The sequence below is a fragment of the Flagellimonas pelagia genome, assembly GCF_003584135.1.
GTDB lineage: Bacteria > Bacteroidota > Bacteroidia > Flavobacteriales > Flavobacteriaceae > Flagellimonas > Flagellimonas pelagia.
This window is the reverse complement of record NZ_QXFI01000017.1, coordinates 1-25,180: the sequence shown is the minus strand read 5'-3', so window position 1 is coordinate 25,180 and position 25,180 is coordinate 1. Positions and strand designations below refer to the sequence as shown.

The 25,180-nt window shown below is 45.2% G+C and carries 28 protein-coding genes; 16 read left to right on the top strand and 12 right to left on the bottom strand.

The genetic code is table 11. From position 1 onward, the window contains the following. The 3 genes from D2V05_RS06375 to D2V05_RS06365 form a co-directional block, all read left to right on the top strand. Positions 1-774: bile acid:sodium symporter family protein (locus D2V05_RS06375; protein WP_147378241.1), on the top strand; the 774-nt coding region annotated here is incomplete at its 5' end. A gap of 129 nt (positions 775-903) precedes the next feature. Further along, positions 904-1,953, top strand: coding sequence for a sugar kinase (locus tag D2V05_RS06370; RefSeq protein WP_119646817.1), 1,050 nt, complete (start codon positions 904-906; stop codon positions 1,951-1,953). Positions 1,954-2,002: 49 nt separating this feature from the next. After that, positions 2,003-2,677 (top strand): bifunctional 4-hydroxy-2-oxoglutarate aldolase/2-dehydro-3-deoxy-phosphogluconate aldolase, encoded by a 675-nt coding sequence (locus tag D2V05_RS06365; protein ID WP_119646816.1) that lies wholly within the window; start codon positions 2,003-2,005, stop codon positions 2,675-2,677. A gap of 41 nt (positions 2,678-2,718) precedes the next feature. On the opposite strand, the gene D2V05_RS06360 is transcribed toward D2V05_RS06365, so the two are convergent. Together D2V05_RS06360 and D2V05_RS06355 are read right to left on the bottom strand one after the other, a co-directional pair. Then, complete coding sequence (locus D2V05_RS06360) at positions 2,719-3,441, bottom strand: dienelactone hydrolase family protein (protein ID WP_119646814.1); 723 nt, start codon at positions 3,439-3,441, stop codon at positions 2,719-2,721. Between the two features lie 50 nt (positions 3,442-3,491). Further along, positions 3,492-4,184 carry a peptidylprolyl isomerase gene (locus D2V05_RS06355; protein WP_235855405.1) on the bottom strand — a complete coding sequence of 231 codons (693 nt, stop codon included), beginning with the start codon at positions 4,182-4,184 and terminating at the stop codon, positions 3,492-3,494. Between the two features lie 22 nt (positions 4,185-4,206). Here D2V05_RS06355 and D2V05_RS06350 point away from each other — a divergent pair, with 22 nt between their 5' ends. After that, positions 4,207-4,848 (top strand): NUDIX hydrolase, encoded by a 642-nt coding sequence (locus tag D2V05_RS06350; RefSeq protein WP_119646811.1) that lies wholly within the window; start codon positions 4,207-4,209, stop codon positions 4,846-4,848. Positions 4,849-4,885: 37 nt separating this feature from the next. Continuing rightward, positions 4,886-5,698, top strand: a complete 813-nt coding sequence (locus D2V05_RS06345; protein ID WP_119640985.1) for a lysophospholipid acyltransferase family protein — start codon at positions 4,886-4,888, stop codon at positions 5,696-5,698. Here D2V05_RS06345 and D2V05_RS06340 read toward each other — a convergent pair. From D2V05_RS06340 to D2V05_RS06330, 3 genes are all read right to left on the bottom strand, one after another. Further along, on the bottom strand, positions 5,695-6,339 hold the full coding sequence (locus D2V05_RS06340; protein WP_119640986.1) for a hypothetical protein: 645 nt from the start codon (positions 6,337-6,339) through the stop codon (positions 5,695-5,697). The two genes, D2V05_RS06345 and D2V05_RS06340, sit on opposite strands and share 4 nt — an antisense overlap. A 2-nt stretch (positions 6,340-6,341) precedes the next feature. Beyond that, entirely contained in the window at positions 6,342-6,836 is a 495-nt protein-coding gene (locus D2V05_RS06335; RefSeq protein ID WP_119646809.1) for an RNA polymerase sigma factor, read from the bottom strand. A 64-nt stretch (positions 6,837-6,900) separates the two neighbouring features. Next, a complete protein-coding gene (locus D2V05_RS06330; protein ID WP_119646807.1) occupies positions 6,901-8,328 on the bottom strand; it encodes an amidohydrolase in 1,428 nt (475 codons plus the stop codon). 101 nt (positions 8,329-8,429) lie between these two features. On the opposite strand from D2V05_RS06330, the gene D2V05_RS06325 reads away from it, so the two are divergent. Together D2V05_RS06325 and D2V05_RS06320 are read left to right on the top strand one after the other, a co-directional pair. Beyond that, positions 8,430-9,737, top strand: a complete 1,308-nt coding sequence (locus D2V05_RS06325) for an NAD(P)/FAD-dependent oxidoreductase (protein WP_119646805.1) — start codon at positions 8,430-8,432, stop codon at positions 9,735-9,737. Between the two features lie 95 nt (positions 9,738-9,832). Then, positions 9,833-10,348 carry a hypothetical protein gene (locus D2V05_RS06320; protein ID WP_119646803.1) on the top strand — a complete coding sequence of 172 codons (516 nt, stop codon included), beginning with the start codon at positions 9,833-9,835 and terminating at the stop codon, positions 10,346-10,348. A 1-nt stretch (position 10,349) separates the two neighbouring features. Here D2V05_RS06320 and xerD read toward each other — a convergent pair whose 3' ends face one another. Continuing rightward, positions 10,350-11,246, bottom strand: coding sequence for a site-specific tyrosine recombinase XerD (gene xerD / locus D2V05_RS06315; RefSeq protein ID WP_119646801.1), 897 nt, complete (start codon positions 11,244-11,246; stop codon positions 10,350-10,352). A 238-nt stretch (positions 11,247-11,484) separates the two neighbouring features. Between xerD and D2V05_RS06310 the strand changes: the two genes are divergently transcribed. From D2V05_RS06310 to aroQ, 3 genes are all read left to right on the top strand, one after another. Further along, positions 11,485-11,997, top strand: coding sequence for a hypothetical protein (locus D2V05_RS06310; RefSeq protein WP_119646799.1), 513 nt, complete (start codon positions 11,485-11,487; stop codon positions 11,995-11,997). 81 nt (positions 11,998-12,078) lie between these two features. Further along, entirely contained in the window at positions 12,079-12,531 is a 453-nt protein-coding gene (locus tag D2V05_RS06305; RefSeq protein WP_119646797.1) for a hypothetical protein, read from the top strand. A gap of 72 nt (positions 12,532-12,603) precedes the next feature. Beyond that, positions 12,604-13,020 carry a type II 3-dehydroquinate dehydratase gene (gene aroQ, locus D2V05_RS06300; RefSeq protein WP_119646795.1) on the top strand — a complete coding sequence of 139 codons (417 nt, stop codon included), beginning with the start codon at positions 12,604-12,606 and terminating at the stop codon, positions 13,018-13,020. Here the strand turns inward: aroQ and D2V05_RS06295 are convergent. From D2V05_RS06295 to D2V05_RS06270, 6 genes are all read right to left on the bottom strand, one after another. After that, a complete protein-coding gene (locus D2V05_RS06295) occupies positions 13,012-13,293 on the bottom strand; it encodes a DUF3817 domain-containing protein (protein WP_119640996.1) in 282 nt (93 codons plus the stop codon). The two genes, aroQ and D2V05_RS06295, sit on opposite strands and share 9 nt — an antisense overlap. An 8-nt stretch (positions 13,294-13,301) precedes the next feature. Then, positions 13,302-14,690, bottom strand: a complete 1,389-nt coding sequence (lpdA, locus tag D2V05_RS06290) for a dihydrolipoyl dehydrogenase (RefSeq protein WP_119646793.1) — start codon at positions 14,688-14,690, stop codon at positions 13,302-13,304. A 126-nt stretch (positions 14,691-14,816) separates the two neighbouring features. Continuing rightward, positions 14,817-15,347, bottom strand: coding sequence for a DUF1572 domain-containing protein (locus D2V05_RS06285; RefSeq protein WP_119646822.1), 531 nt, complete (start codon positions 15,345-15,347; stop codon positions 14,817-14,819). Between the two features lie 5 nt (positions 15,348-15,352). After that, the gene (msrB, locus tag D2V05_RS06280) at positions 15,353-15,757 is read right to left on the bottom strand and encodes a peptide-methionine (R)-S-oxide reductase MsrB (RefSeq protein ID WP_119646791.1); all 405 of its coding nucleotides are present in this window, start codon (positions 15,755-15,757) and stop codon (positions 15,353-15,355) included. 4 nt (positions 15,758-15,761) lie between these two features. Next, positions 15,762-16,256, bottom strand: a complete 495-nt coding sequence (gene msrB / locus D2V05_RS06275) for a peptide-methionine (R)-S-oxide reductase MsrB (protein WP_119646821.1) — start codon at positions 16,254-16,256, stop codon at positions 15,762-15,764. A 118-nt stretch (positions 16,257-16,374) separates the two neighbouring features. Continuing rightward, a complete protein-coding gene (locus D2V05_RS06270) occupies positions 16,375-16,953 on the bottom strand; it encodes a collagen-like protein (protein WP_119646819.1) in 579 nt (192 codons plus the stop codon). 160 nt (positions 16,954-17,113) lie between these two features. Between D2V05_RS06270 and glgB the strand changes: the two genes are divergently transcribed. The 6 genes from glgB (at position 17,114) to D2V05_RS06240 (ending at position 25,148) form a co-directional block, all read left to right on the top strand. Continuing rightward, entirely contained in the window at positions 17,114-19,009 is a 1,896-nt protein-coding gene (gene glgB / locus D2V05_RS06265) for a 1,4-alpha-glucan branching protein GlgB (RefSeq protein WP_119646789.1), read from the top strand. Between the two features lie 96 nt (positions 19,010-19,105). After that, the gene (locus D2V05_RS06260; RefSeq protein ID WP_119646787.1) at positions 19,106-21,505 is read left to right on the top strand and encodes a glycoside hydrolase family 31 protein; all 2,400 of its coding nucleotides are present in this window, start codon (positions 19,106-19,108) and stop codon (positions 21,503-21,505) included. A 38-nt stretch (positions 21,506-21,543) separates the two neighbouring features. Further along, the gene (locus D2V05_RS06255) at positions 21,544-22,359 is read left to right on the top strand and encodes a M48 family metallopeptidase (protein ID WP_119646785.1); all 816 of its coding nucleotides are present in this window, start codon (positions 21,544-21,546) and stop codon (positions 22,357-22,359) included. Between the two features lie 119 nt (positions 22,360-22,478). Then, positions 22,479-23,801 (top strand): MFS transporter, encoded by a 1,323-nt coding sequence (locus D2V05_RS06250; RefSeq protein WP_119641002.1) that lies wholly within the window; start codon positions 22,479-22,481, stop codon positions 23,799-23,801. A 4-nt stretch (positions 23,802-23,805) separates the two neighbouring features. Beyond that, on the top strand, positions 23,806-24,192 hold the full coding sequence (locus D2V05_RS06245) for a ChbG/HpnK family deacetylase (protein ID WP_119646783.1): 387 nt from the start codon (positions 23,806-23,808) through the stop codon (positions 24,190-24,192). Positions 24,193-24,233: 41 nt separating this feature from the next. Then, complete coding sequence (locus tag D2V05_RS06240) at positions 24,234-25,148, top strand: IS481 family transposase (RefSeq protein ID WP_119646114.1); 915 nt, start codon at positions 24,234-24,236, stop codon at positions 25,146-25,148. Positions 25,149-25,180 lie beyond the last annotated feature (32 nt).

Sequence of the window (25,180 nt, the reverse complement as noted above, 5' to 3'; positions counted from 1 at the left end):
GGGATCATCAAGTCCCCAAAAGGGGTATTGGTGGGCGTGACCGCACAGTTGGCCATCATGCCGATCATCGGTTACGTACTGGCCAACATCAGCGGTTTTTCTCCTGAGATAGCGGCGGGAATCGTTCTGATCGGTTGCTCCCCGAGCGGGGTGGCCTCCAACGTGATGGCCTACCTGGCCAAGGCCAACCTGGCACTGTCCATTACCATCACCTCCATAGCCACTTTGTTGGCGCCCTTTGTCACCCCCTTGTTGATGAAACTGTTGGCCGGACAGTTCGTGGAGATCGATGTGCTGACCATGATGTGGAGCATCACCAAGATGATCATCCTGCCCATCGGTGCCGGGTTGCTGTTCAACTATTTGTTGCACGGCAAGACCAAATGGTTGGATGACATCATGCCGATGCTTTCCATGTTGGCCATAGGCCTGATCATCATCGTGATCACCGCAGCGGGCAGGGACAGTCTGCTGGATATCGGGGGCATGTTGCTCCTCTTGGTACTCGCACACAACCTTTTCGGCTATTTCTTGGGGTATTGGTTCGCACGGGTGGTGGGGATGGACGAGCGGGATGCCCGTACCATATCCATAGAAGTGGGCATGCAGAACGGGGGATTGGCCTCGGGGATCGCCAATACGTTGGGCAAGATCGCCACCATGGGGCTTGCGCCTGCCGTTTTCGGTCCGCTGATGAACATTACCGGGTCCATACTGGCATCCTATTGGCACAAAAGCGCCCCAGAAAAAGTAGTGTCCGAAATAAAAAGTTAATCAAAAGAATAGAAGAATTGATTGTTTGAGTTAGTTTAGTTTTTCAAGAAGAGCGTACCGCTTTCCCAAGTACGTTCTTCTTTTTCTCAAACAAAATGATATTTTAAGAACCAACTAACATAACAGCATATGAAAGGGACAAAAAAAGTGATCACGTTCGGGGAGATCATGTTACGATTGGCCCCTCCGGGGTTTTTAAGGTTTTCGCAGGCGAACCGTTTCGATGTGGTCTACGGCGGGGGGGAGTCCAATGTGGCGGTATCCCTGGCCAATTATGGCATTCCCGTGGACTTTGTCACCCGGTTGCCCAAGAACGACCTGGGCGAATGTGCCCTGATGGAGATGCGCAAGCGCGGGGTAGGCACGGACAGGATCATCTTCGGTGGGGACCGATTGGGCATCTACTTTTTGGAAACGGGAGCCGTTTCCAGGGGGAGCAAGGTGGTGTACGACCGGGCCCATTCGGCCATGGCGGAGATCCAGAAGGGCATGGTGGACTGGGACAGCGTTTTTGAAGGGGCGGGATGGTTCCACTGGACGGGGATCACCCCGGCCATTTCCCAGGGAGCGGCCGATGCCTGCATCGAGGCGGTAAAGGCGGCGAAAAAGCACGGACTTACCGTTTCCACCGATCTGAACTACAGGGCCAAGCTCTGGAAATACGGAGGGGACCGGGAGGCCATCATGACGGAACTGACCTCATACTGTGACATTATTCTGGGGAACGAGGAAGATGCGGAGAAACATTTCGGGATAAAGCCCGAGGGACTGGACATCACCACACAGGGAGAGCACGTAAAGGCCGAGGCCTTTTTGTCCGTGTGCCAGCAGATGATGAAAAAGTTCCCCAACGCCAAAAAGGTGATCACTACCTTGAGGGGTTCCCTATCGGCCTCGCACAACACCTGGGCCGGGGTATTGTATGACGGAAAAAACATGTTCACTTCCCCGGAATACCAGATCACGCATATCGTGGACCGCGTAGGGGGAGGGGATTCGTTCATGGGCGGATTGATCTACGGATTGCTCACATGGCCCAACAATGACCAGAAAGCGCTTAACTTTGCGGTGGCAGCTTCGTGCTTGAAGCATACGATCGTGGGCGACGCCAATCTGGTGACCGTGGATGAGGTCGAAAAGCTGATGGGAGGCGATGCTTCCGGAAGGGTGGCCAGATAGGACAAAAGTAAAAAAGGTAAAAGTAAAAGGACAAGGGTAAAAGAACGATATGGCAAGATATTCACGGATCGAGGTGGCACGGAAAATGGAGGAAACGGGCATGGTGCCCCTGTTCTACCATCCGGATGTGGAATTGGGAAAGCAGGTGTTGAAGGCCTGTTACGATGGTGGGGCAAGGTTGATGGAATTCACGGCGAGAGGGGATTTTGCCCATGAGGTGTTCACCGAACTGAACAAATATGCGCTCCAAGAACTACCGGGCATGATCATGGGGGTGGGGAGCATCACCGATGCCGCGGCCGCTTCGTTCTACATGCAATTAGGGGCCAACTTTATCGTGACGCCTTCCTTGCGGGAAGACATTGCCGTGGCCTGCAACCGGAGAAAGGTCATGTACAGCCCGGGATGTGGCAGTCTTACGGAGATCGACCGAGCCGAGGAACTGGGGGTGGAGGTGATCAAACTGTTCCCTGGTTCCACGTACGGCCCCGGGTTCGTAAAGGCCATAAAAGGGCCACAGCCATGGACGAGCATCATGCCCACGGGCGGGGTGGACACCAGTGAGGCCAACCTGAAGGCCTGGTTCTCCGCCGGGGTCACCTGTGTGGGGATGGGGTCCCAACTGATCTCCAAGGAAATTCTGGAAAAAAGGGATTTTGAAGGACTTAGAGCTAAAGTAGCTGAAGTCTTATCAACAATAAAAACATTGAAAGCCTTAGAGTAACACAGTTTGACTAAAATTATAGGAAACCGGTTTACCTTGATTTAATGACCAGAGAAAATCTCTTCAAAAAACTTGGTCATCCGCAACCATGAGCGATCGTTGGCCAGTTGATTGAACATCATGCCCTGGTCAGGAGCGTTGGCATTGGGATTGGTGAATGCATGACCTGTATGCCCAAACACATCCATTTCCCAAATGGCGTTCCTTTCAGTAAGCTCGTAACCCAAAGCAACAATGTCCTTTGGAAAAGCCAAAGGGTCTTCCCAACCATGGAGTACTAGGATTTTTGATAAAATATCACCCTCCTGTTCCAGTCCGGGCGGGTCAAAAATACCGTGAAAACAAACGGTTCCTTTAATATCGACCCCAGAGCGGGCAAGGTCCAAGGCACATTTCCCGCCAAAACAGAAACCGATGATGGCAGTTTTATCGGTATCGGCCAGTTCATGTTTTTTGATTTCTTCAAAGGCCAAAAGCAATCTGTCCAAAAGAGCTTGTCGGTCTTCCAACATTTCGTTCATGAATTCTTCCGCCTGTGTAGCATTTTTGGCTCTTTTGCCCTTGCCATAGACATCCACGGCAAACGCCAAATAGCCAAGTTTGGCCAGTTCAACGGCCTTATCCGTTTCAAATTGGGATTGTCCCACCCAAGTGTGGGAGACCATGACCACGGGTCGCTTTCCTTCAAGGTTGGTATCGTGGGCAATAACGCCCTCAAAGGTCTGGCCATTACCTTGGTAGCTGAATTTGTTAGTTTTAATCATTGTGAGTTAGTTGTTCCGTTCAAAACTAAGTTAGATTTTTTTTGATTTGGTCACAACACTTCGGCCTTCAGGATATAAATATTTTTTAATGGCCAGTCCCCATCACCCACGGGAACCTGATTGATTTTGTCCACGACATCCATGCCTTCGATCACACGTCCGAACGGGGTGTAGGAGCCGTCCAAATGGTAGGAGCCGGGTTTGGTGACCACGATGAAGAACTCGTAAGGAGAAGCCAATTTGTGTGGGTTGTCCCTTTCACTACTGGGCATGGAAATGGTGCCCCTATCATGTTTGTATCCTTTTTTGGCATCGGGAGGGAGCAGGTACCGCCCAATCTTGCTCCGCTTTCTGGCAGTTCTTTTATCATCGGAATTACCCCCTTGGATAATAAAATCCTTTACCACTCTGTGGAATTGGGTGCTGTCAAAATATTTTTGACGTGCCAGATAGATGAAATTGGCTTTGTGGTAAGGCACATCATCATAGAGTTCTACTATAAAGCTGCCCAAGGTCGTGGTGATTTTGACTTTGTTTTTCTTCAGGGTCTTGTTATAGTTGAAAAAGAAGTCGATGGCATTCTCTTCGGTAAGTTTGAAGGTGTCTTTTTCGACTTCTTCTTTTGAAGAGGGCTCTACTTGGGAAACAGTATCCTTGTTTGTGATTTTTTGCCCAACTTTGTCCTTTTCCTTTTTTGGTGATTCTCCACAGGAGATGAAGATGATAGATAGTAAACTTAGCATTAAAGCCGATAGTCTCAACAGCATGAATTTTGATGAATTTTGTCAACGAGCTTTAAATTTAAAAAATCTCCCACTTCCCGGGGAGGTTTCCCATTATAAAATGTCACCGGCCTTGCGTATCCAATGGCTCAAGGAGAACGATATCGAAAAGGCAAACCCCAAAAGAGCAGGGGTGATGGCCCTCTTCTATCCGGATATGGAACAGCAGACCAGATTATTGTTGATCTTAAGAAAAGTATATGAAGGAGTACATTCCAATCAAATCGGGTTTCCGGGTGGAAAAGTGGAAGAACAGGACAAGGACTTGTTGGAAACCGCATTGAGGGAAACCCAGGAGGAAGTCGGGGTACTGCCTTCCACAGTACAAATAATCAAGGAACTCAGTGAAGTGTACATTCCCCCCAGCAATTTTCTGGTTAGGCCCTATATGGGAATTTACGCCAATCCAAAACCTTTTATAAAGGATGAAACCGAGGTGGAACGCTTGATAGAGGTTTATTTGCGGGATTTTATGGACGATTCCAACCTGATTCAGGAAAATTTAAGCACTTCGTATGCAAAAAATATAAACGTACCTGCTTATAAATTAAATGGTTATACGGTGTGGGGTGCAACAGCCATGATGTTGAGTGAAATCAGGGAACTTTTACAACAAGTGCTTTGACCATGATTTTGTAAATTTGCCAACAATAGCAAACCCTATGGGCCTGTTCAAGACAAATCCTTTTGGTCATATCTTATTTTTAAAACGATGGCTGATCCGCATAGCGGGCATGATGACCCATCAGCGCTATAAAGGATTCAATACCTTGGAGATCGAGGGTTCCCAGATCATACGTGACCTTCCCGAGAACAATGTCCTTTTTGTGAGCAACCATCAAACGTATTTTGCGGATGTCGTGGCCATGTTCCATGTGTTCAATGCTAGTTTGAGCGGTAGGGAAGACAATATCAAGAACCTAGGGTATTTATGGAATCCCAAGTTGAACATTTACTACGTTGCCGCAAAGGAGACCATGAAAAAGAGTTTGCTCACCAAAATATTGGCCTATGCCGGTTCCATTAGCATAGAAAGGACGTGGAGGGCCGGTGGTCAAGATGTGAATAGACAGGTAAAGTTCAGTGATATTACCAATATTGGAAAAGCACTTGATGATGGTTGGGTAATCACCTTTCCCCAAGGAACCACAACACCTTGGAAACCTCTAAGAAAAGGTACCGCCCATATCATCAAAAAATACAAACCTGTGGTTGTTCCCGTTGTGATCGATGGGTTTCGAAGGTCTTTTGACAAAAAGGGACTGCGCGTGAAAAAGAAAGGCATATTGCAATCCATGCAAATCAAGCAACCGTTGGAAATCGATTATGATAATGAGTCCATCGATGCCATTCTGGAAAAGTTGGAGTATGCCATAGAACAGCATCCATCCTTCCTCAAGGTTATTCCCCAAGCCGAGTTATTGGCCTATGAGGAGGAAAACCAAAAAAGGCGATACAGCTACAAGGGAAATTAGATTTCCAATTTTTTCAACTCGTTGTAGTTTTCCCTGAGCCTCTTGAGCAAGATACCATACAGCAGTTTGTAGAAAAGCCATATCAAGAACAGGATAATGGCCGTGAACACCACCGATATGGCAATGACCATGGCCCAAAATGCGGTAGAGTTCCCGTCTTGGGAGGCGGCTTCCACAATTTCTTTCCCTTCGGGACCATAGAGCAGGACCCCATACATGTTGATGATCAGATATGTGGTAAAAATGATTAGGTTGAACCAAACATACTGCGTAACGGTCCGTTTTACCTTGAGGATGGTACTCATCAATTTTTTGGAAGAATCGGTAAAGGAGATTTTTTTGTAGTTCGTGTAAAACTTATAGATGAAATATAGGATGATGGCATAATTGACCACATTGAGTACCATGATGACCTTGTGTATGTGGAGGTCCTTCAACTCCTGGATTGAATCCGGGTCATTGAAAATGATATTGATACCCGCCCAAAAAATGAATTCGAGAATACTGATGTAAAAAATCCATTTCACTATAGACGAGGATTTTTTCCATATCATCTTATAGATTTGGTCATAGGACAATTTGGGAAGGTCGGCTTCCCTTTTTTGCCAGTCTTTTTTCAAGAGCTCCAGTTCATCCATCATAACTACGGATTTAGTATGGTTCTTAATTTGTTTTTCACCCTGTTCATCTTCACCCTAGCATTTACTTCCGTAATACCCAAAGTTTCGGCGATTTCTGTATAATCCTTGTCCTCTAGGTATAGGAATACCAAGGCCTTGTCAATATCGCCCAGTTGTTTAATGGCGTCGTACATCAACTTTAACCGTTTTTCCTCTGTATCGTCATACTCGTTGGCCTTTATCTTATGGATGACCGAGTCATAATCCTGGGTCTGGACCCTTTTCTTGGATTTGCGGTACAGAGTTATTGCGGTGTTCAGGGCAACACGGTACATCCAGGTACTGAATTTGGCGTCTCCCCGAAACTTTGGGTATGCTTTCCACAATTGTATCGTGATTTCCTGGAACAGGTCGTTGTGCGAATCCTTGTCGTTTGTATACAGGCTGCACACCTTGTGAACAATGTTCTGATTGTTCTCAAGTTCCGTCACAAAGCGATGTTCCAGTTCTTTATTCACTAATGGTTGGTGGGTTTGCTTTATATGTGTGGATAAAGCAGTTTTTGTTACAGCCCCCTAGAATTTATTTGCGATAGTCTAAGGCTGGAGGTCTGTTGCCCAGCATCGGAACATATTTGAAATCTTTTCCTCTGCGCTCCTCCAATTCTGCCTTGGCGGCCTCTACAGTTTTTGGGTTTTCAAATATATCCATGGCGGTTAGGGCCAAAGTCTTGGCAGCTACCATCATTCCCTTGGTGCCGATGGACATGCCACCAGCGGCAACGGCTTGCCAGCTATGTGCAGGAGTTCCTGGTACCCAAGTCGCTGTTCCCAATCCGGCAGTAGGCACGGTGAAGCTCACATCGCCTACATCGGTGGAACCGTAGGCTCGGGCAGTTTCTTGATAAGGTTGAATGTTTTCGGCCGTGGCCAAATCCAATGTTTCTTTACCCAAGGTTTTTGAAATCTTCTCACCAAAGGCTTTCTCTTCTTCGGTATAGGTTATGCCACCTACTTTGGTCAAATTGTCGTACATGATTTTCTGTACGGTAAGGTTGGGCAACAATTCGTGCGTGCCCCCGATCATTTCATATTCCATAGTGGTTCCAGTACCCAAGGCAGCGCCTTCCGCAGCTTTTACGATACGATCAAAAATATCGACAACTACATCCCTGTTGAAATGACGGGCATAGTAATAGACTTCTGCAAAATCCGGTACCACATTAGGAGCTTTTCCTCCATTCGTGATTACATAGTGGATACGTGCTTCTTGGGGAACATGCTCACGCATCATGTTCACCATCATGTCCATGGCTTCAACACCATCCAATGCAGAACGTCCCTTGTCCGGTGCCCCAGCGGCATGAGCGGATACCCCGTGGAACCTGAACTTGGCAGATTTGTTGGCCAAAGCAGCCCCGGCACTTGCAGCGTTGGCAGCTCCTGGATGCCAGTGCAGGGCGATATCCACATCGTTGAAGACACCTTCACGGACCATATACACTTTTCCGGAACCTCCTTCTTCGGCTGGACAGCCATAAAAACGGATGGTTCCCTGTATTTTATTGGATTTCAGCCAATCTTTAACGGAAATGGCTGCAGCAGTGGATGCCGTACCGAACAAATGGTGACCACAAGCATGACCAGCAGCTTTACCCGCTGATACTTTTTCAGGCACGGCCTGTTGCGATAATCCGGGAAGGGCATCAAATTCTCCCAAAATAGCGATTACAGGATAGCCGGAACCATATTCGGCCATAAACGCGGTAGGAATACCCGCAATTCCTTTTTTTACAGTGAACCCAGCATCGGTCAGTGTTTTTTGCAGGAGTCCGGAACTTTGTTCCTCCAAATACCCCATTTCGGCAAAATCCCAGATATTATGGGCTATTTCGCCATATTTTTTGGTCTTGGCATCAAGGTCTTTCAATACATCATCCTTACTTTCTTGGGCCAATAGGGTAGAAGCGCCAAAAAGCAAAAGGGCGCTTAGCGGGAGAAATTTTTTCATTGTATGGAGTTTTTTTGAGTTAGGCCTTAAAGATACTAAAAAACCTATCCTAAAATGGTTTGACGTGTGTGGGATTCCGTAATTTTGCAGGCATGTCTAGCATGAACATTCCACAATCCAGCAATCCAAGGTTCGTCATCATAGGTGGCGGTTTTGGAGGTATAGCCTTAGCTAAAAAATTAAGGGACAAAGAGGCCCAAGTGGTCCTTTTGGACAAGCACAATTATCACAATTTTCAGCCTTTGCTCTATCAGGTTTCCACGGGTGGTTTGGAGCCTGATTCCATCGCCTATCCCATTCGAAAGGTATTACAAGGCTATCCCAATTTCTATTTCCGATTGGCCAATGTATTGGAAATCGATACCAATAAGAGAAAGATATCCACCAATATAGGCGATATCAATTATGATTATCTGGTGGTGGCCACAGGGTCCCAGACCAATTACTTTGGAAACAAGGGCATAGAGGCTATGGGTATGGCCATGAAGACCATTCCACAGTCGTTGAATTTAAGGAGCTTGATCTTGGAGAATTTTGAACAGGCATTACTAACGGATGATCTTCACGCACGGGACGCCTTGATGAACTTTGTGATTGTAGGAGGAGGTCCGACTGGTGTGGAATTGGCCGGAGCCTTGGCCGAGATCAAAAAGGGGATATTGCCAAAAGACTATCCTGACCTTGATACTAGACGGGCACAGATAAACCTGGTTCAGGCAGGGGATAGATTACTGCCTGCCATGAGTGAGGTGGCCTCTCGAAAGGCCGAACGTTTTTTGGAAGAATTGGGAGTAAACGTGTGGAAAAATATACGGGTCGCGGATTATGATGGCCTACATGTGACCACGGATACCGATACGTCGTTCAATACAGCGACTTTGGTTTGGGCTGCAGGAGTATCAGCTGTCAGCATTAAAGGATTGGATGCCAAGGAATTTCTGTGCAGGGGAAATCGCTTGAAGGTAAACGAGTTCCATCAGGTGGAAGGCTTCAAAGAAATTTTTGCCATTGGTGATGTGGCACAGATGGAAACCGAGGATTTCCCGAACGGTCACCCTATGATGGCGCAACCCGCCATACAACAGGGCAGGAACCTTGGAGATAACTTGGTGAGATTGTTGGAAAATAAGCCCATGAAACCATTTGTATACAAGGATAAGGGAAGCATGGCCACCGTAGGAAGAAACAAAGCAGTGGTGGATCTTCCTAAAGTTAAGTTTCAAGGCGTATTTGCTTGGTTTGTATGGATGTTTGTACACCTGTATTTTTTGATCGGTTTTCGAAACCGGGTAGTGGTATTCATCAACTGGGTGTACAATTATGTCCGATTTGACAGGGAGGCCCGTCTGATCATCCGTCCCTTTAAAAAACAAAACCAAGTGGACCGCAATAAATTGATGCAGGATTAAACTGCTTTGCATCTTCTTATAAATCAGCGTTAAAGTTTGGTGAAACTTCTTGGTGGGCAAGGTGTTATCATCTAATTTGTGGTAAAACACAAGCCATGCCCAACCTCCGAATTATTTTCATTACGGTCTGTTCTATTTTGCTTTTGGAGGAAGCCCAAAGTCAGTCATTAGGTACGTTACCAACTTCTCTTGAAAGTCCTGTGTATATTGAAGGATTTGATTACCCCTCGTTCGACAAAATATCGAATTATGCTTGGTTTAGGCTTCATTATAGAGTTTTGGAGGGAACTGAAATAAGTTTAGGAGGGGAGCATTACCGAAATTATTTTGCCGATCGTTTTACTGTTTCGGCCCAATTGAAACAAAACTTGAATGAAGAATTTTATTTGTTTGGTGGACATCAGCGGGAATGGGATTTATTGAACAAGGGTAGGGGCTATCCAAATCCGATTCCATTACAAGAGGCTTATTTTGGAATGGGATACGATGCGGCTCCGAGTCTGATCATAGAGGGAAGGGTCGTTCGTCCACTTGGTCAGGCAGATTTCAGTAAGATTGGTTTTGATGGTTTCAAAACACGAGTGGAAATGGGTACCCGTATCAAATTTTGATTTATTTCCTTGGATGGAACTCGTTCAACACTTTGGATAAGTGAACACGGTTGACATGCATGTATACCTCCGTTGTTGTAATGCTTTCGTGACCCAACATTTGTTGAATAGCTCGCAAATCCGCACCGTTTTCCAAAAGGTGTGTGGCAAAGGAATGCCGAAACGTATGTGGACTGATGCTTTTTTTTAACCCAATTTGTTCGGCTAATTGTTTGATGATGGTGAAGATCATGGCCCGGGTGAGTTGTTTTCCCCTCCGGTTAAGGAACACAAAATCCTGATGTTCCTTGTGTATGGGCAAATGTACCCTGACCTGGTTTCGGTATAGGTTGATGTATTTTTTATTGAAGTCGCTGATGGGCACAAAACGCTGTTTGTTTCCCTTGCCGGTGACCTTGATGAAATCCTCGTCAAAATAAAGATCGGATAGTTTTAGGTTGATCAATTCCGAGACCCTCAGTCCACAACCATAAAGCGTTTCCAAAATGGCCCGGTTGCGCTCTCCTTCGGGTTTGGATAGGTCTATGGCATTGATCAAATCGTTGATTTCGTCCACGGAGAGCGTATCGGGTAATTTTCGTCCAATCTTTGGGGTCTCGATCAACTCCATGGGATTGTCCTCCCGATAATCTTCAAAGATGAGATAGTTGAAAAAACCTTTCAGGCCGGAAATGATTCTGGCCTGTGTTCTTGGATTTACTGTTTTGGCAAGGTCATAGATGAATTGCTGAACGGTATCCTTGTCAATTTTTTCTGGTTTTTCACCAATTTCCAATTCCTCCAGATACCCTGCAAGCTTCTGGAGGTCCATGGTATAATTGGTAATGGAATTTTTGGAAAGCCCTCGTTCTATCTTCAGATAGTTTTGGTAATCCTGGATTGCCTGCTGCCAGTTCATGCACTAAAGATAATGACAAAATTGTTCCAACATAGGGAATGGAATTTCATATCCATCAACCCAAAAGGGTAATTGGTCAAATGGGTTCATTATTGGTTCCCTCGAATCCATACTTTTCGTCACAAATCAATTCATTATATCGATTTTAATATTTAAAAACTGGATTTTAGTAGGATTTTTAAGTCAAATGGGCACTATATTTATTAGGAATGCGTTTTGCTCTTAATAAAAATCAACCATGAGAAAAAATACATTTTTACTAGTGATCTTGGCAATGGTAAGTTTAACGACCATGGCCCAAACTGTGGACAGGAGCAACTTTAAAGCCGGTGTTTTGGCCGGTATACCCGTTGGCGATGCTTCAAATTATTCAACTTTTGCATTGGGATTGGATGTGGCACACCACTGGGGTGTTTCCGAATTGTTCGATGCGGGCATAGCAACTGGTTATATCCATGCTTTTGGCGAATCTAATTCTTTAGCTGGTGGCGCTGTTACGTATGAATTTGAGGACCTTCAATTTATACCTGTGGCCGCTGCCATACGAATGTACCCCACCTATGAATTTAAGTTTGGTGCTGATGTTGGCTATGCCTTGGCCTTGAACGAAAACATGGACGGTGGATTTTATATTAGGCCATCCATAGGATATAACATTACAGGAAATACGGAATTGAACGTTTCCTATATCAAAGTGAGCAATGAGGTGGATTTTTCCATGGTCGCTCTTGGCTTACTTTTCCTGTTTTAGAAGAAATTGAAAGTATACTGCACTTCACCCCAAATCAGTGTAGAAATACCATGAATATTAACCATTTAATTACGCTAAAAAATGAAAAAATTACTTTTTGTCTTGGCATTTGCCATGCTATGCACTGTGATCACAAAAGCCCAAACCAGTTATAAGGCGGCATTAGGTTTAGGGATTGATGCCTTTGACAATGCAACTTTTGTTGGGGCCACCGGAAAATATTTTTTTACGGCAAACCATGTTGGTCAGGCCGATTTATTGTTCGAAAACAATGCTACCATGATTACTGCATTGTATTCCTATCATAAGTCTTTCCGTGGTGCTCCAGGGCTGAGATGGTATTTAGGTATTGGGCCAAGTATTGTTCTCTGGGATGGAGACAATTCATTTGCTTTACGTCCTCATTTGGGGTTAGATTATAAGATAAATGGAGTGCCCATTGTATTGAATTTTGACTGGAGACCCTTCGTTGGACTAGGGGATGCCGGTAATGAAGTAGGAGCCTTTGGATTGGGACTGCAATTTGCTTTTTAATCGAATCCAAAAAAGATATGATAAAATGGCGGGATATTCCCGCCATTTTCTTTTTGTTGTATTTTTGGTTCCATGAAAATCATGATCATCAACGGGCCCAATCTCAATCTTTTGGGCAAAAGGGAACCGGAAGTATACGGCAGCACTACATTTGAGGACTATTTTGGGCAGCTCAAAACAAAGTTTCCACAAGTGGAACTGTCCTATTTTCAATCCAATATTGAAGGAGAAATCATTGGCAAGATCCAAGAAGTAGGTTTTGATTATGATGGAATCGTATTGAACGCTGCTTCCTATACCCACACTTCAGTCGGGATTGGGGATGCAGTAAAAGCGGTGACCACACCCGTGGTGGAAGTTCATATCTCCAACACCCATAAACGGGAAGAATACCGTCACGTTTCCTTTATTTCGCCGGGGGCAAAAGGTGTCATTTTGGGATTTGGCCTTCAAAGCTACGATTTGGCCATCCAGAGTTTTTTAGGCTAGAACCTTAAGATATTTTTTATCGGCATAAAAAGTGCCGAAAGGCAATAAAGAGGCCAAAAACAAGATTACGAACCTTTTAAGGTTCCATTTGCGTTCCCAGCAAAAAACTACGGCCACTACCACATAGAGAATGAACAAAATTCCATGGGCATAGCCCACATATTTATTCGGCTCGGGAATGTCTGCCCAATGTTTCAGGGGCATGGTCATCCCGAACAATGACAAATAGGAAATTCCTTCTAAAATGGCAGTGGCCCTAAAAAGCTTTAGCATAGTTGAGATTATAAGTGGATCACTTCACCATAGGCATCCGCGACAGCTTCCATCACCGCTTCGCTCATGGTGGGATGAGGGTGAACTGCCTTAAGGACCTCATGGCCGGTAGTTTCCAATTTTCTGGCTACCACGGCTTCTGCGATCATATCGGTAACGCCGGCTCCGATCATGTGGCAACCCAACCATTCACCGTATTTAGAATCAAAAATCACTTTTACAAAACCGTCAGGATTACCTGCAGCCTTGGCCTTACCACTAGCGGAGAAGGGAAACTTGCCCACTTTGATGTCGTACCCTTTTTCCTTGGCCTGTTTTTCAGTCAAACCAACAGATGCAATTTCAGGAGTACAGTAGGTACAACCTGGGATGTTTCCATAATCCAAGGCTTCTACATGCATTCCGGCTATTTTCTCCACACAAAGGATTCCCTCGGCAGACGCAACGTGTGCCAACGCTTGTCCTGGGGTAACATCCCCAATAGCATAATATCCTGGAATATTGGTCTGATAGTAATCGTTGACGAGGATTTTGTCACGGTCCACGGCAATCCCCACATCTTCTAATCCGATGTTTTCAATATTGGTTTTGATCCCCACAGCAGAAAGGACGATATCCGCCTCAAGTACTTCTTCACCTTTCGAAGTTTTTATGGTAGCTTTCACGCCTTCTCCTGAAGTATCTACTTTGGTAACCTCTGCGGAGGTCATAATTTTTACGCCAGCCTTTTTGAAGCTTCTTTCCAATTGTTTGGATACATCCTCGTCCTCAACAGGGACAATGTTCGGAAGGTATTCCACCACGGTCACCTCGGTACCCATGGAGTTGTAGAAATAGGCAAATTCGATACCGATGGCACCACTTCCCACCACGATCATTTTCTTGGGTTGTTTGGGCAAACTCATGGCCTCACGGTACCCGATGACTTTTTTGCCATCTTGTGGCAGGCTGGGCAACTGACGGCTACGCGCACCGGTTGCTATGATAATGTGGTCAGCACTGTATTCGGTGGTTCCGCTATCGGATTTTACCTCCACCTTTTTGCCTGGTTTCAGTTTTCCAAAACCGTTGATGACCTCTATCTTGTTCTTCTTCATCAAAAATTGAACGCCTTTGCTCATACCATCGGCAACGCCACGGCTTCTGCTCACCACGGCACCGAAATCATAATCCACTTCCTTGGCGCTCAACCCATAGCTTTCGGCATGTTTCAAATATTCAAAAACCTGAGCGGATTTTAAAAGGGCCTTGGTTGGGATACAGCCCCAGTTAAGGCAGATGCCCCCCAAACTTTCCTTTTCAATAATGGCTGTTTTGAAACCTAATTGTGAGGCCCTGATAGCGGCAACATATCCACCGGGACCACTTCCCAAAACAATAACATCGAACTTGCTCATTAGATCTTGATTTTAGTTGTTAGATTCGAAGCCTGCCTAAGAGCGGGCAGGTGCAAAAGTACGGAATTCAAACTCCAAATCCCAAGTTGAAAAAAACCAAAAATCAGTTTGTTTGTGAAATCAGCTTTACGGGGAACCGAACATCTTTTGATTGAAGGCCTCTGAGCCCCCTTTGGGTATGGATAGGGATTGCCAATCCTTTCCCTTTATCATTTTTCCGAGGAATACAATTTGCCCTACATGGCTTGCATAATGTGCCAATTGCCTATTGATGGCTTCCACTATGGTGTGTTCCTGACCACGGATCGTGATTTTGTTCCCGAAGTTGGAAGGATTTATACTCTCCAAAGCAGTGAAGAGACACTGCCAGCCCTTTTCCCATGCCGATAACATTTCTTCCTTTGTTGAGTAGGGATTTTCAAATTCCATTTCACGGTTTCGCCAAGATTTTTCACCATCCTCGGTCAAAAATTGGGTCCATCGGCTCAGCATGTTGCCCACCATATGTTTTACGATCAATGCAATGGAGTTGTCGTCTTCGCTATAGGTCCAATGGATGTCATTTTCAGAAAGTTGGGCAAAAGTTTTGTCCCCCATGGTCTTGTACCTATGGAACTCAAATTTCACATTTTCCAGATAGTTTTCCTGAAAGTCCATACCCATCAATCTTTTGGGTCGAAACCAATGCTCACCGAATTGATGCAATAGCGTTGCCCGGTGGTTTCCCTTGGACCATCATTGAACACGTGGCCCAAATGACTACCGCAGTTGGCACAAAGGGTCTCCGTACGGATCATGCCATGTGAAGTGTCGCGGATGTACTCGATGGCACCTTCGACCGCTTGGTCAAAAGAGGGCCAGCCGCAACCACTCTCAAATTTGTGATTGCTTTCAAAAAGCTTGGCATTACAGGCCTTGCAATGGTAGCCCCCGTTCTCAAAATGCAGGTTATATTCGCCCGTGAATGGTCTTTCGGTGCCCTTTTGTCTCAATACGTAATATTCCTCCCGGGAAAGCTGTTTTTGCCATTCCTCGTTGGTTTTTTGAACGCCGTATTTTTTGTCCATGTAATTAGTTTTTACCGTCAGGGATAAAGTTGAGGGCCACTCCATTGATGCAGTGTCTCTTTCCTGTGGTTGCCCTAGGTCCGTCATTGAAAACATGACCCAAATGTCCGCCACAAACAGCACAATGCTCTTCGGTACGGGCCACCCCAATCTTATAATCCACATCAAAAGCTACGTTGCCTTCAATTTCCCTATCAAAACTGGGCCATCCGGTCCCGGAATCGAACTTGTACTCGCTACGGAAAACTGGTGTCCCACAGCCCGCACAAACATAGGTTCCTTTTTGTTTATTTTTGAGCAAATCGCTGGAAAAGGCATTCTCGGTAGCTTCTTTACGAAGCACATAATACTGCATGTCCGTCAATTCGGCACGCCACTCCGCATCGGTTTTGGTGACTTTGTACGCGGTTTCTTGTTTTGTTTCCTTTTTCTCTTCTTGGGATGTGCCCTTGCAGCCAATAAAAACCACAAGTGCCATCAATAGCAATCTTTTTCCCATGTTTCTATTTTTTCTTAAGTAGACGTAGTTGGGTCCGTATCCTTTCAAAATAAATGTGTTTTAACAAAAAAGTCCCACTGAAAACCAATGGGACTTTAAGGTAACACTTTTGAAGGAATCAATTAAGATCCAATTTCATTACTTTATCTTCTTTAATACCCAAAGCGGACATTACATTTTCGATATTGGAAGTGTCCAACTTGGAAGAGGTGGCATATTCGCTGGGAACAAACACGATCCTAAAAATCTGATTATCCGTAAACCCAGTGTCCAAAGTGGAAAGGTCAAAATTACCATCTATAAAAAGTTCCAAATCCACAAAAGTGTGGGCAAAAACATATTGCATGGTACCTCCGGGAAGGAAGAAATTCTGTGGCAATTGGCTCCAGGCATCGGCGGTGGAACCATCGGTTAGGTCGATTACACCATCATGACGGTATACCAAAACCGCATCGGATTCGAACACTTCAAAATTGGTGATGTCGGAAAAAGTAATCAAGGTGCTGAATAGGTTGGAACCGGCATCATAATCAAAATTAACCCCTTCCACCTCTACAACTTGTCCTTGGATACCATCTTGGCCGTCTAGACCATCTAGGCCATCCAACCCATCATACCCGGGAGGGCCTTGTGGGCCTTCGCAGGCCACGGTGAACATTATTAAAACGGCTCCTAGAATTGTACTAAATTTATTCATGATTTTGGATTTTGGATTTGTCTTCATTTTTGTTTGTCTCTGCAAGAAAATCAAAAAGCGTTCCATTTTTTAAAAAATGTTGTTTTAATGGGTAAAGAAGTTGTCAATATCGGATTCTTGCCCAAAGATGTGTATTATTGTATGTACTAAACCCTCTTTTATGTCCAAGGTAGTTTCACACAGCTTTTTCACGGATTTCGATATTGACCTTTTTAAGGCAGGAAAGCATTTCCGTTTGTACAATAAATTAGGGTCTCACCTTACTGAAGTCGAAGGTGTCAAGGGAACCTATTTTGCGGTTTGGGCCCCATCGGCCAAGTCGGTAAGTGTGATCGGGGACTTTAATTATTGGAATGCCGGGGAACATGAACTGAATGTGCGTTGGGACAGCAGTGGCATTTGGGAAGGATTTATTCCTGGCGTGGACAAAGGCACCAAATACAAATACAAGATACATTCGCACAACAACGATATTTGGACCGAAAAAGCCGATCCCTTTGCTAGGTTTTGTGAACAACCCCCGAACACTGCCTCCTTGGTTTGGGATGCTCCCTATACATGGAAGGACCAAGATTGGATGGATACCCGTGAGGAAAAGAACGGCTTGGACCGTCCTTATTCCGTATACGAGGTGCATTTGGGTTCTTGGAAGAAAAAACACGGTTGGGAATCACTCACCTATCTGGAGATGGCGGAAGAGTTGGTCAACTATGTGGATGAGATGGGATTCACCCACGTGGAGTTCATGCCCGTGATGGAATACCCATATGACCCCTCGTGGGGTTACCAGATCACGGGATATTTTGCGCCCACTTCCCGCTTTGGAAAGCCAGAGGATTTTAAGGTTTTGGTGGACAAATTCCATCAGAAGGGCATTGGGGTGATATTGGACTGGGTACCTTCCCATTTTCCTGAAGATGCCCATGGACTTGGGTATTTTGATGGGTCCCACCTTTACGAACATCCCGATAGAAGAAGAGGGTACCACCCCGATTGGAAAAGTCTCATCTTCAATTATGGAAGAAATGAAGTGCGGGCATTCTTGATCAGCAATGCCATATTTTGGCTAGATCAATACCATGTGGATGGGTTACGGGTAGATGCCGTTGCCTCCATGCTCTATCTGGATTATTCGAGGGAAGATGGCGAATGGGAACCCAATATGTATGGTAATAATGAGAATCTAGAGGCCCTGTCATTCCTTAGGGAAATGAACCAAGAAGTGTATGCCAGTTTCAAGGGTATCCAGACCATTGCAGAGGAATCCACCGCATTTACAGGGGTCACCAAGCCAGTGCACTACGGGGGATTGGGCTTTGGGATGAAATGGATGATGGGTTGGATGCACGACACGTTGGAATTCTTCAAAAAAGAACCTATTTATAGATCTTATGATCTGAACAACATCACCTTTAGCTTGACCTATGCCTTTACGGAGAATTTTATGTTGCCCCTTTCCCATGATGAGGTGGTGTATGGTAAAAATTCGCTTTTGTACCGCATGCCGGGCGACGAATGGCAACGTTTTGCCAACCTGAGGCTGATGTTCGGGTATATGTTCACGCATCCAGGGGGAAACCTGTTGTTTATGGGCGGGGAATTTGGACAATCTTCGGAATGGAACTTTTTACAAAGTCTGGATTGGCACTTGACCCAATACGATTTTCACTCAGGGATCCAAGAGGCCATCAAAGATCTGAACAAAATGTACAAAAGCAATCCGGCCTTGTATGAAAAACAGTTCAACCCCGATGGGTTCCAATGGATAGAGTATAACGATAGGGAAAACACGGTCATTACCTTTATCAGAAAGGGGAACGACCCCCAGGACGACCTCATTGTAGCCTGTAACTTTACACCTGTTCCGCGTGAGAACTATAGGGTTGGCGTGCCAAAGACGTCTACCTTGAAATTGGTCTTCAATAGTGATGAAACCAAGTACTCGGGCAGTGGTATGGGCAAGAAAACCATGAAACCTGCGAAGACCCCATGGAACGGCCACGAGCAGTCCGTTGTGATGACCCTGCCGCCATTATCGGTGGTGGTGTACAGGTAGTGAACATACTATAACGTTATAGTTGATGGATGTTTAAAACATCTTTTTCATTATTCGGACTAATGTATTTCTTTTGTTAGCCTCAATTGACTAGAGATGATAACCAACACGGAAATAGAGAGAAGGGGCAATCAATTGCCCAACCATATAGTCGATTTTAAACAGGAAAACGACAAGATATACTTCACCACCCAAAACGGGGTGATACTTCAGATAACCATTTTACGCGATAGCGTGGTTCGATTCCGCTACGCTACCGAATATGTCTTCGAGCCCGATTTTTCATATGCCATCAGCGAAGATGTGAACTTGGGGTACAACGAGCTTTCGGTAAAGGAAGAGATTCCCGAATACGTGATCACCACTTCCAAGATCAAGATCTATGTGAACAAATCGGACCTTAAGGTCCAGATTGTGGATATGGATGATGTTGTGCTGAGCGAGGAAGAGCTGGGTTTCCATTGGGAGGAAAATTTTGACTATGGGGGCAATGTTGTTAAAATGAGCAAGGTCTGCCATTCCGGTGAAAGCTTTTATGGAATGGGGGATAAGGCCTCTCATACCAACCTGAAAGGCAAAAGGGTGAATAACTGGGTAACCGATTCCTACGCCTTTGGCAAGGACCAGGAACCCTTGTACAAGGCCATACCTTTTTATGTGGGATTGAAGGAAGGCATTGCCTACGGTATTTTTTTCGATAACTCTTTTAGTACCTACTTTGATTTTGCCAACGAGAAAAGGAACGTGACCAGTTTTTGGGCCGATGGTGGTGAAATGAACTACTACTTTTTTTATGGCCCAAAAATGAGCCATGTAGTGGAGTCGTATACCGATTTGACAGGTGTTCCGGAACTTCCACCTTTGTGGGCACTGGGGTTCCATCAATCCAAATGGAGCTACTATCCCGAAAGTAAGGTCAGGGAGATCGCTTCCACTTTTAGGGAACATCAAATACCATGTGATGCCATTTATCTGGATATCGATTACATGGAAGGGTTTAGATGCTTTACTTGGAACAACCGCTATTTTCCGAATCCCAAGAAAATGATTCAGGAAATGGAGGAAGAAGGTTTTAAGGTAATCACCATGATCGACCCGGGAATCAAGATCGACCGCGATTATTGGGTATACCAACAGGCCATGGATAATGGATTTTTCTGCCGAAGGGCAGATGGTCCCCATTTTAAGGGGAAAGTTTGGCCTGGGGAATGTAAGTTTCCCGACTTTACGGACCCTGATGTCCGTGAATGGTGGGCCGGATTATACAAAGAAATGATTGCCGGAATGGGCGTTCGTGGCGTCTGGAACGATATGAACGAGCCAGCCGTGATGGAAGTGCCCACAAAGACCGCCAATCTGGATGTGCGCCATGACTATGATGGCCATCCCTGCAGCCATAGAAAAGCACATAATGTGTATGGCATGCAGATGGTAAGGGCGACTTATGAAGGTGTGAAAAAATTCACTTTTCCTAGAAGGCCCTTTGTGCTTACGCGGGCAGCTTACTCGGGAACACAACGCTATTGTGCCACTTGGACAGGGGACAATGTGGCTACGTGGGAGCATCTTTGGATCGCCAATGTACAGATGCAACGCATGTGCATGAGTGGGTACTCTTTTGTGGGGTCCGATATTGGCGGCTTCGCCGAACAACCCAACGGTGAACTATTTGCACGTTGGATCCAATTGGCCATTTTTCATCCGTTTTGCCGAGTGCATTCCAGCGGGGACCATGGAGATCAGGAACCCTGGTCCTTTGGGGAAGAAATTACAGGCATTGTCAAGGAATTTATCGAGTTGAGGTACCAATTGTTACCTTATCTGTACACCATGTTCTACAAGTACATCAAAGATGGTCTGCCCATGTTGCAATCCTTGGTGTTCTATGATCAGGAAGACCAACAGACCCATTTCCGTACAGATGAGTTTCTATTTGGCGAGCAAATGTTGGTATGCCCCGTCCAGGAGCCCAACGCCCAAGGTAGAAGAATGTACTTCCCGAAAGGTGATTGGTACAATTATTGGACCGATGAATTGGTTCCAGGAGGTATGGAAAGGTGGGTCCCCGCCGGAATCCATAGGGTTCCATTGTATGTAAAGGCAGGGGCCATGATTCCCAAATATCCTGTTCAGCAGTATGTGGGAGAAAAGACCATCACAGAATTGGGGATAGACGTTTACTTTAAGGAAGGAACGGAAAACTCCATCGTATATGAGGACCAACAGGATGGGTACGATTATAAAAAAGGAAGATACAGTCTTCGTAGGTTCAGATTGACGGGAAAAGGAAACGAACTAATCATACAACAGTTCAAGGATGGTAATTATATCACCCCGTACGAAAAATTCAAGTTGACCCTGCACGGGCTTCCATTTACCATTGGTACGGTGGAATTGGATAACGAGGAAGTGGATTTGAAAGACATCAAACTGAACGGGAACAATTCCATTGAGGTCAGTAAGGATTTCACCGAGCTTCACATATTTGGAAAATAAATTTTTGTAATTTACATAGACTAAACACTGTTAGCGATATGAAAAGGTTAGTTCTTACCATAGCGATATTTTTGGCCGTTGTTTCCTGTAAAACCAATCCGTTCACAGGAAAGAGCACCTTGAACTTTTACTCCAATAGCCAAATGTTTCCGATGGCATTTGCCCAGTATGATGAGTTTTTGTCCGAGAACAAAGTGGTGAAGGGCACCACGGATGCCCAAATGATTACCCGGGTAGGGCAACGGATTGCTTCTGCTGCAGAACGTTGGTTGGATGCCAATGGCTATCCTGGGTATTTGAAGGATTACCAATGGGAATACAATTTGGTACAAGATGAGACCGTGAACGCGTGGTGTATGCCAGGTGGCAAGATTGTGGTCTATACTGGAATTTTGCCGATAACCCAAAATGAAACCGGAATAGCCGTAGTGATAGGCCATGAGGTAGCTCACGCTTTGGCCGATCATGGGGCACAGCGTATGAGTGCTGGTACCCTTCAACAAATAGGAGCACTTGGAGCTGCTGCGGCTACGAGCAACAAATCACCGGAAGTCCAGAATGCTTTTATGCAGGCCTACGGATTGGGGTCACAACTGGGGGTCATGCTGCCCTTTAGCAGAAGCCATGAAACCGAGGCAGACAGGATAGGGTTGCAGATAATGGCCATTGCAGGATACAATCCTGATGAAGCGGCCAAACTGTGGGAACGTATGAAAGCCCAATCCGGGGGGCAGTCACCACCTGAATTTTTGAGCACGCACCCCTCCAATGATACCAGGATCGGTAATTTGACCGCATGGGCCCCAGCTGCAAAGCAGGAAGCTAGAAAGTTTGGGGTAACATCGTTCAAATAAGTTGGAAACAAACAAAAAACAGATCATGTCATTTCGAGTAGAGCGGGAAATCTGATTCTTTTGAATAGGATTTCTCCAAAAGGTATTCGAGATGACATTTTTATTTTAAAACAAGACACATGGCACAGGTATTGGCAATGAAGGGAAGTAAAAAATTGTTGAATGCTTGGGCATTTTACGATTGGGCCAATTCTGTATACAGTCTTGTGATCGCTTCGGCCATTTTCCCCATATTTTACGGTGCCCTTTTTAGGGTTGCCGGGATTGAAAAGGTGACCATCTTTGGCGGAGAGATTGCCCGGGCCCCCTTGATCAGTTATGTTACCTCATTGGCCTTTGTTTTTATCGCGATCGTGACGCCGTTAGTTTCCGGTATTGCCGACTATTTGGGTAACAAGAGGGTTTTTCTGAAATTCTTCTGCTATTTAGGGGCGGTATCCTGCATTGGACTGTATTGGTTTTCTTTGGAGAACATTTACTTCGGACTGGTATGCTATTTCTTTGGATTGGTGGGGTTTTGGGTGAGTTTTGCCATCAACAATTCCTATTTGCCGGATATTGCCTTTCCCGAACAGCAAGACGGTATCAGTGCCAAAGGTTTTTCCCTCGGCTACATCGGAAGTGTCATCCTGTTGGTATTCAATTTGGCCATGGTCATGAAACCGGATGTATTTGGCATCACCAATGATGGGGGAGAGGTTGCCGAGATCAAGGCCATGAAATACTCCTTTATTTCCGTGGGTATCTGGTGGATACTTTTTAGTCAATACACGTTTGCCAATCTTCCGAAAGGGTACAAAAGGGAGGGAGAAAGACAGCATATTATCCTGAACGGTTTCAAAGAGTTGAAAAGTGTATGGCACCAATTGGGGGAAAACACAAAATTGAAACGTTATCTGGGAGCCTTCTTTGTATACAGTATGGCGGTGCAGACCATCATGCTCATCGCCACCTATTTTGGGGAAGAGGAAATCGCATGGGGTTCGGACAGTGAACGCACCACAGGGTTGATCATTAGTATTATGGTCATTCAATTGGTAGCCATTATTGGGGCCACGGTAACGGCGTGGTGCTCCAAGGCTTTCGGCAACATACGAACGCTGATCGTAATCAACATCATTTGGGCCATGCTCTGTGTTTATGCTTATTTTCTACAGACCCCTATGGATTTTTACACCGCAGCAGGCTTTGTGGGAATTGTGATGGGCGGTATCCAGGCCCTTTCTCGATCGACCTATTCCAAGTTCTTGCCCGAAACCACAGATACCACCTCCTTCTTCAGTTTTTATGATGTGGCAGAAAAAATAGGAATCATCATCGGTACCTTTTTGTATGGCGTGGTCGCACAGCTTACCGGTAGTATGCGAAACAGCACCATCTTTTTGGGCTTGTTCTTTATTATCGGTATCTTTTTACTGACTAGGGTCAAAAATAAAGATTGAACCAATGAAACAATTATTCACCATCGCCCTTTCATTTTTATGGATAGGGACAAATCTACTTGCCCAAAAAACAATTGCCGAACAATTGGGCTATCCTGCCGATGCCAAACTACTTATTATTCATGCCGATGATTTGGGCGTGATCCATACCGTAAACCAAGCCACGTTTAAGGCCTTTGCAGATGGGTCGGTCAAGAGTGCCAGTATCATGGTGCCTACGCCATGGTTGCCCGAAGTGGCGGCATATGCAAAAGAACATCCCGATCACGATATGGGCATCCATTTGACCTTGACCAGTGAGTGGGAGTACCTTCGGTGGGGACCCGTGGCCCCTGCTGGGCAAGTTTCCAGTTTGTTGGACGAAAATGGTTATTGTGACTACGTCAACTAAAAGTGTACTATTTTGATAATAAATCAAGAGACACTTTTGACATGGAAAAGACAAGAGAAATTGAGCAATACTTAAGATGGAAGTTCAAACTAAGAGTACTTGAATTTGCAAAAGATTATGGAAAGGTCAAGGAGACCTGTGAAATGTTCAATGTTAGCAGGAGCAGCTATTTTAATTGGAAAAGAAAGTTTGACAAACATGGAGCAAAGGGTCTTTTAAGGAAAAAGAGGGAAGCTGATACCTACCCCAATAGAATCAATCAGAAAACGGTTGATCTGATATTGGACCTTAGAAAGGAATACAAACTTGGCACATGGCGCATCAAATGGTATTTGGAAAGATATCACAGTATCAATGTCTCTGAATCAAGTGTCTACAGAACCCTGAAAAGGAATGGTATCAAGCCGCTCGAACGAGCCGTTACCAGAAAAGCGATGGGACCTAAACGCTATGCCAAGAAAACCCCGGGCCACCATGTTCAAGTAGACGTCAAGTTCTTGGTTTTCCACACCAAAGAAGGAAAAAAGATAAAAAGGTATCAGTACACGGCGATTGATGATTGCACACGTATCAGAGCGTTGAAAGTATATGAAAGGCACAACCAATCAAGTTCCATTGACTTTATGGATTATGTGGTCGGTATGTTCCCGTTCCGAATCCATACCGTCCAAACCGACAATGGGCATGAATTCCAATCCAAGTTCAATTGGCATGTGAAGGACCTTGGCATGGAGCACCGTTATATAAAGCCCGGAAGACCCCAGCTCAATGGAAAGGTGGAACGGTCGCACCTCACGGACAAAAAGGAGTTCTATCAACTATTGGACTACTCCGACGACGTGGATTTGAACAAAAAAATAAAGCAATGGGAAGACTTTTATAACTTTGATAGACCACATGGTGCATTTAAGGGAAAGACACCCTATGAAATTTTAATGTATCACTTGAAAAAATAAGAATTCAGTGCCATTTTAGCTGAAGTAGCACA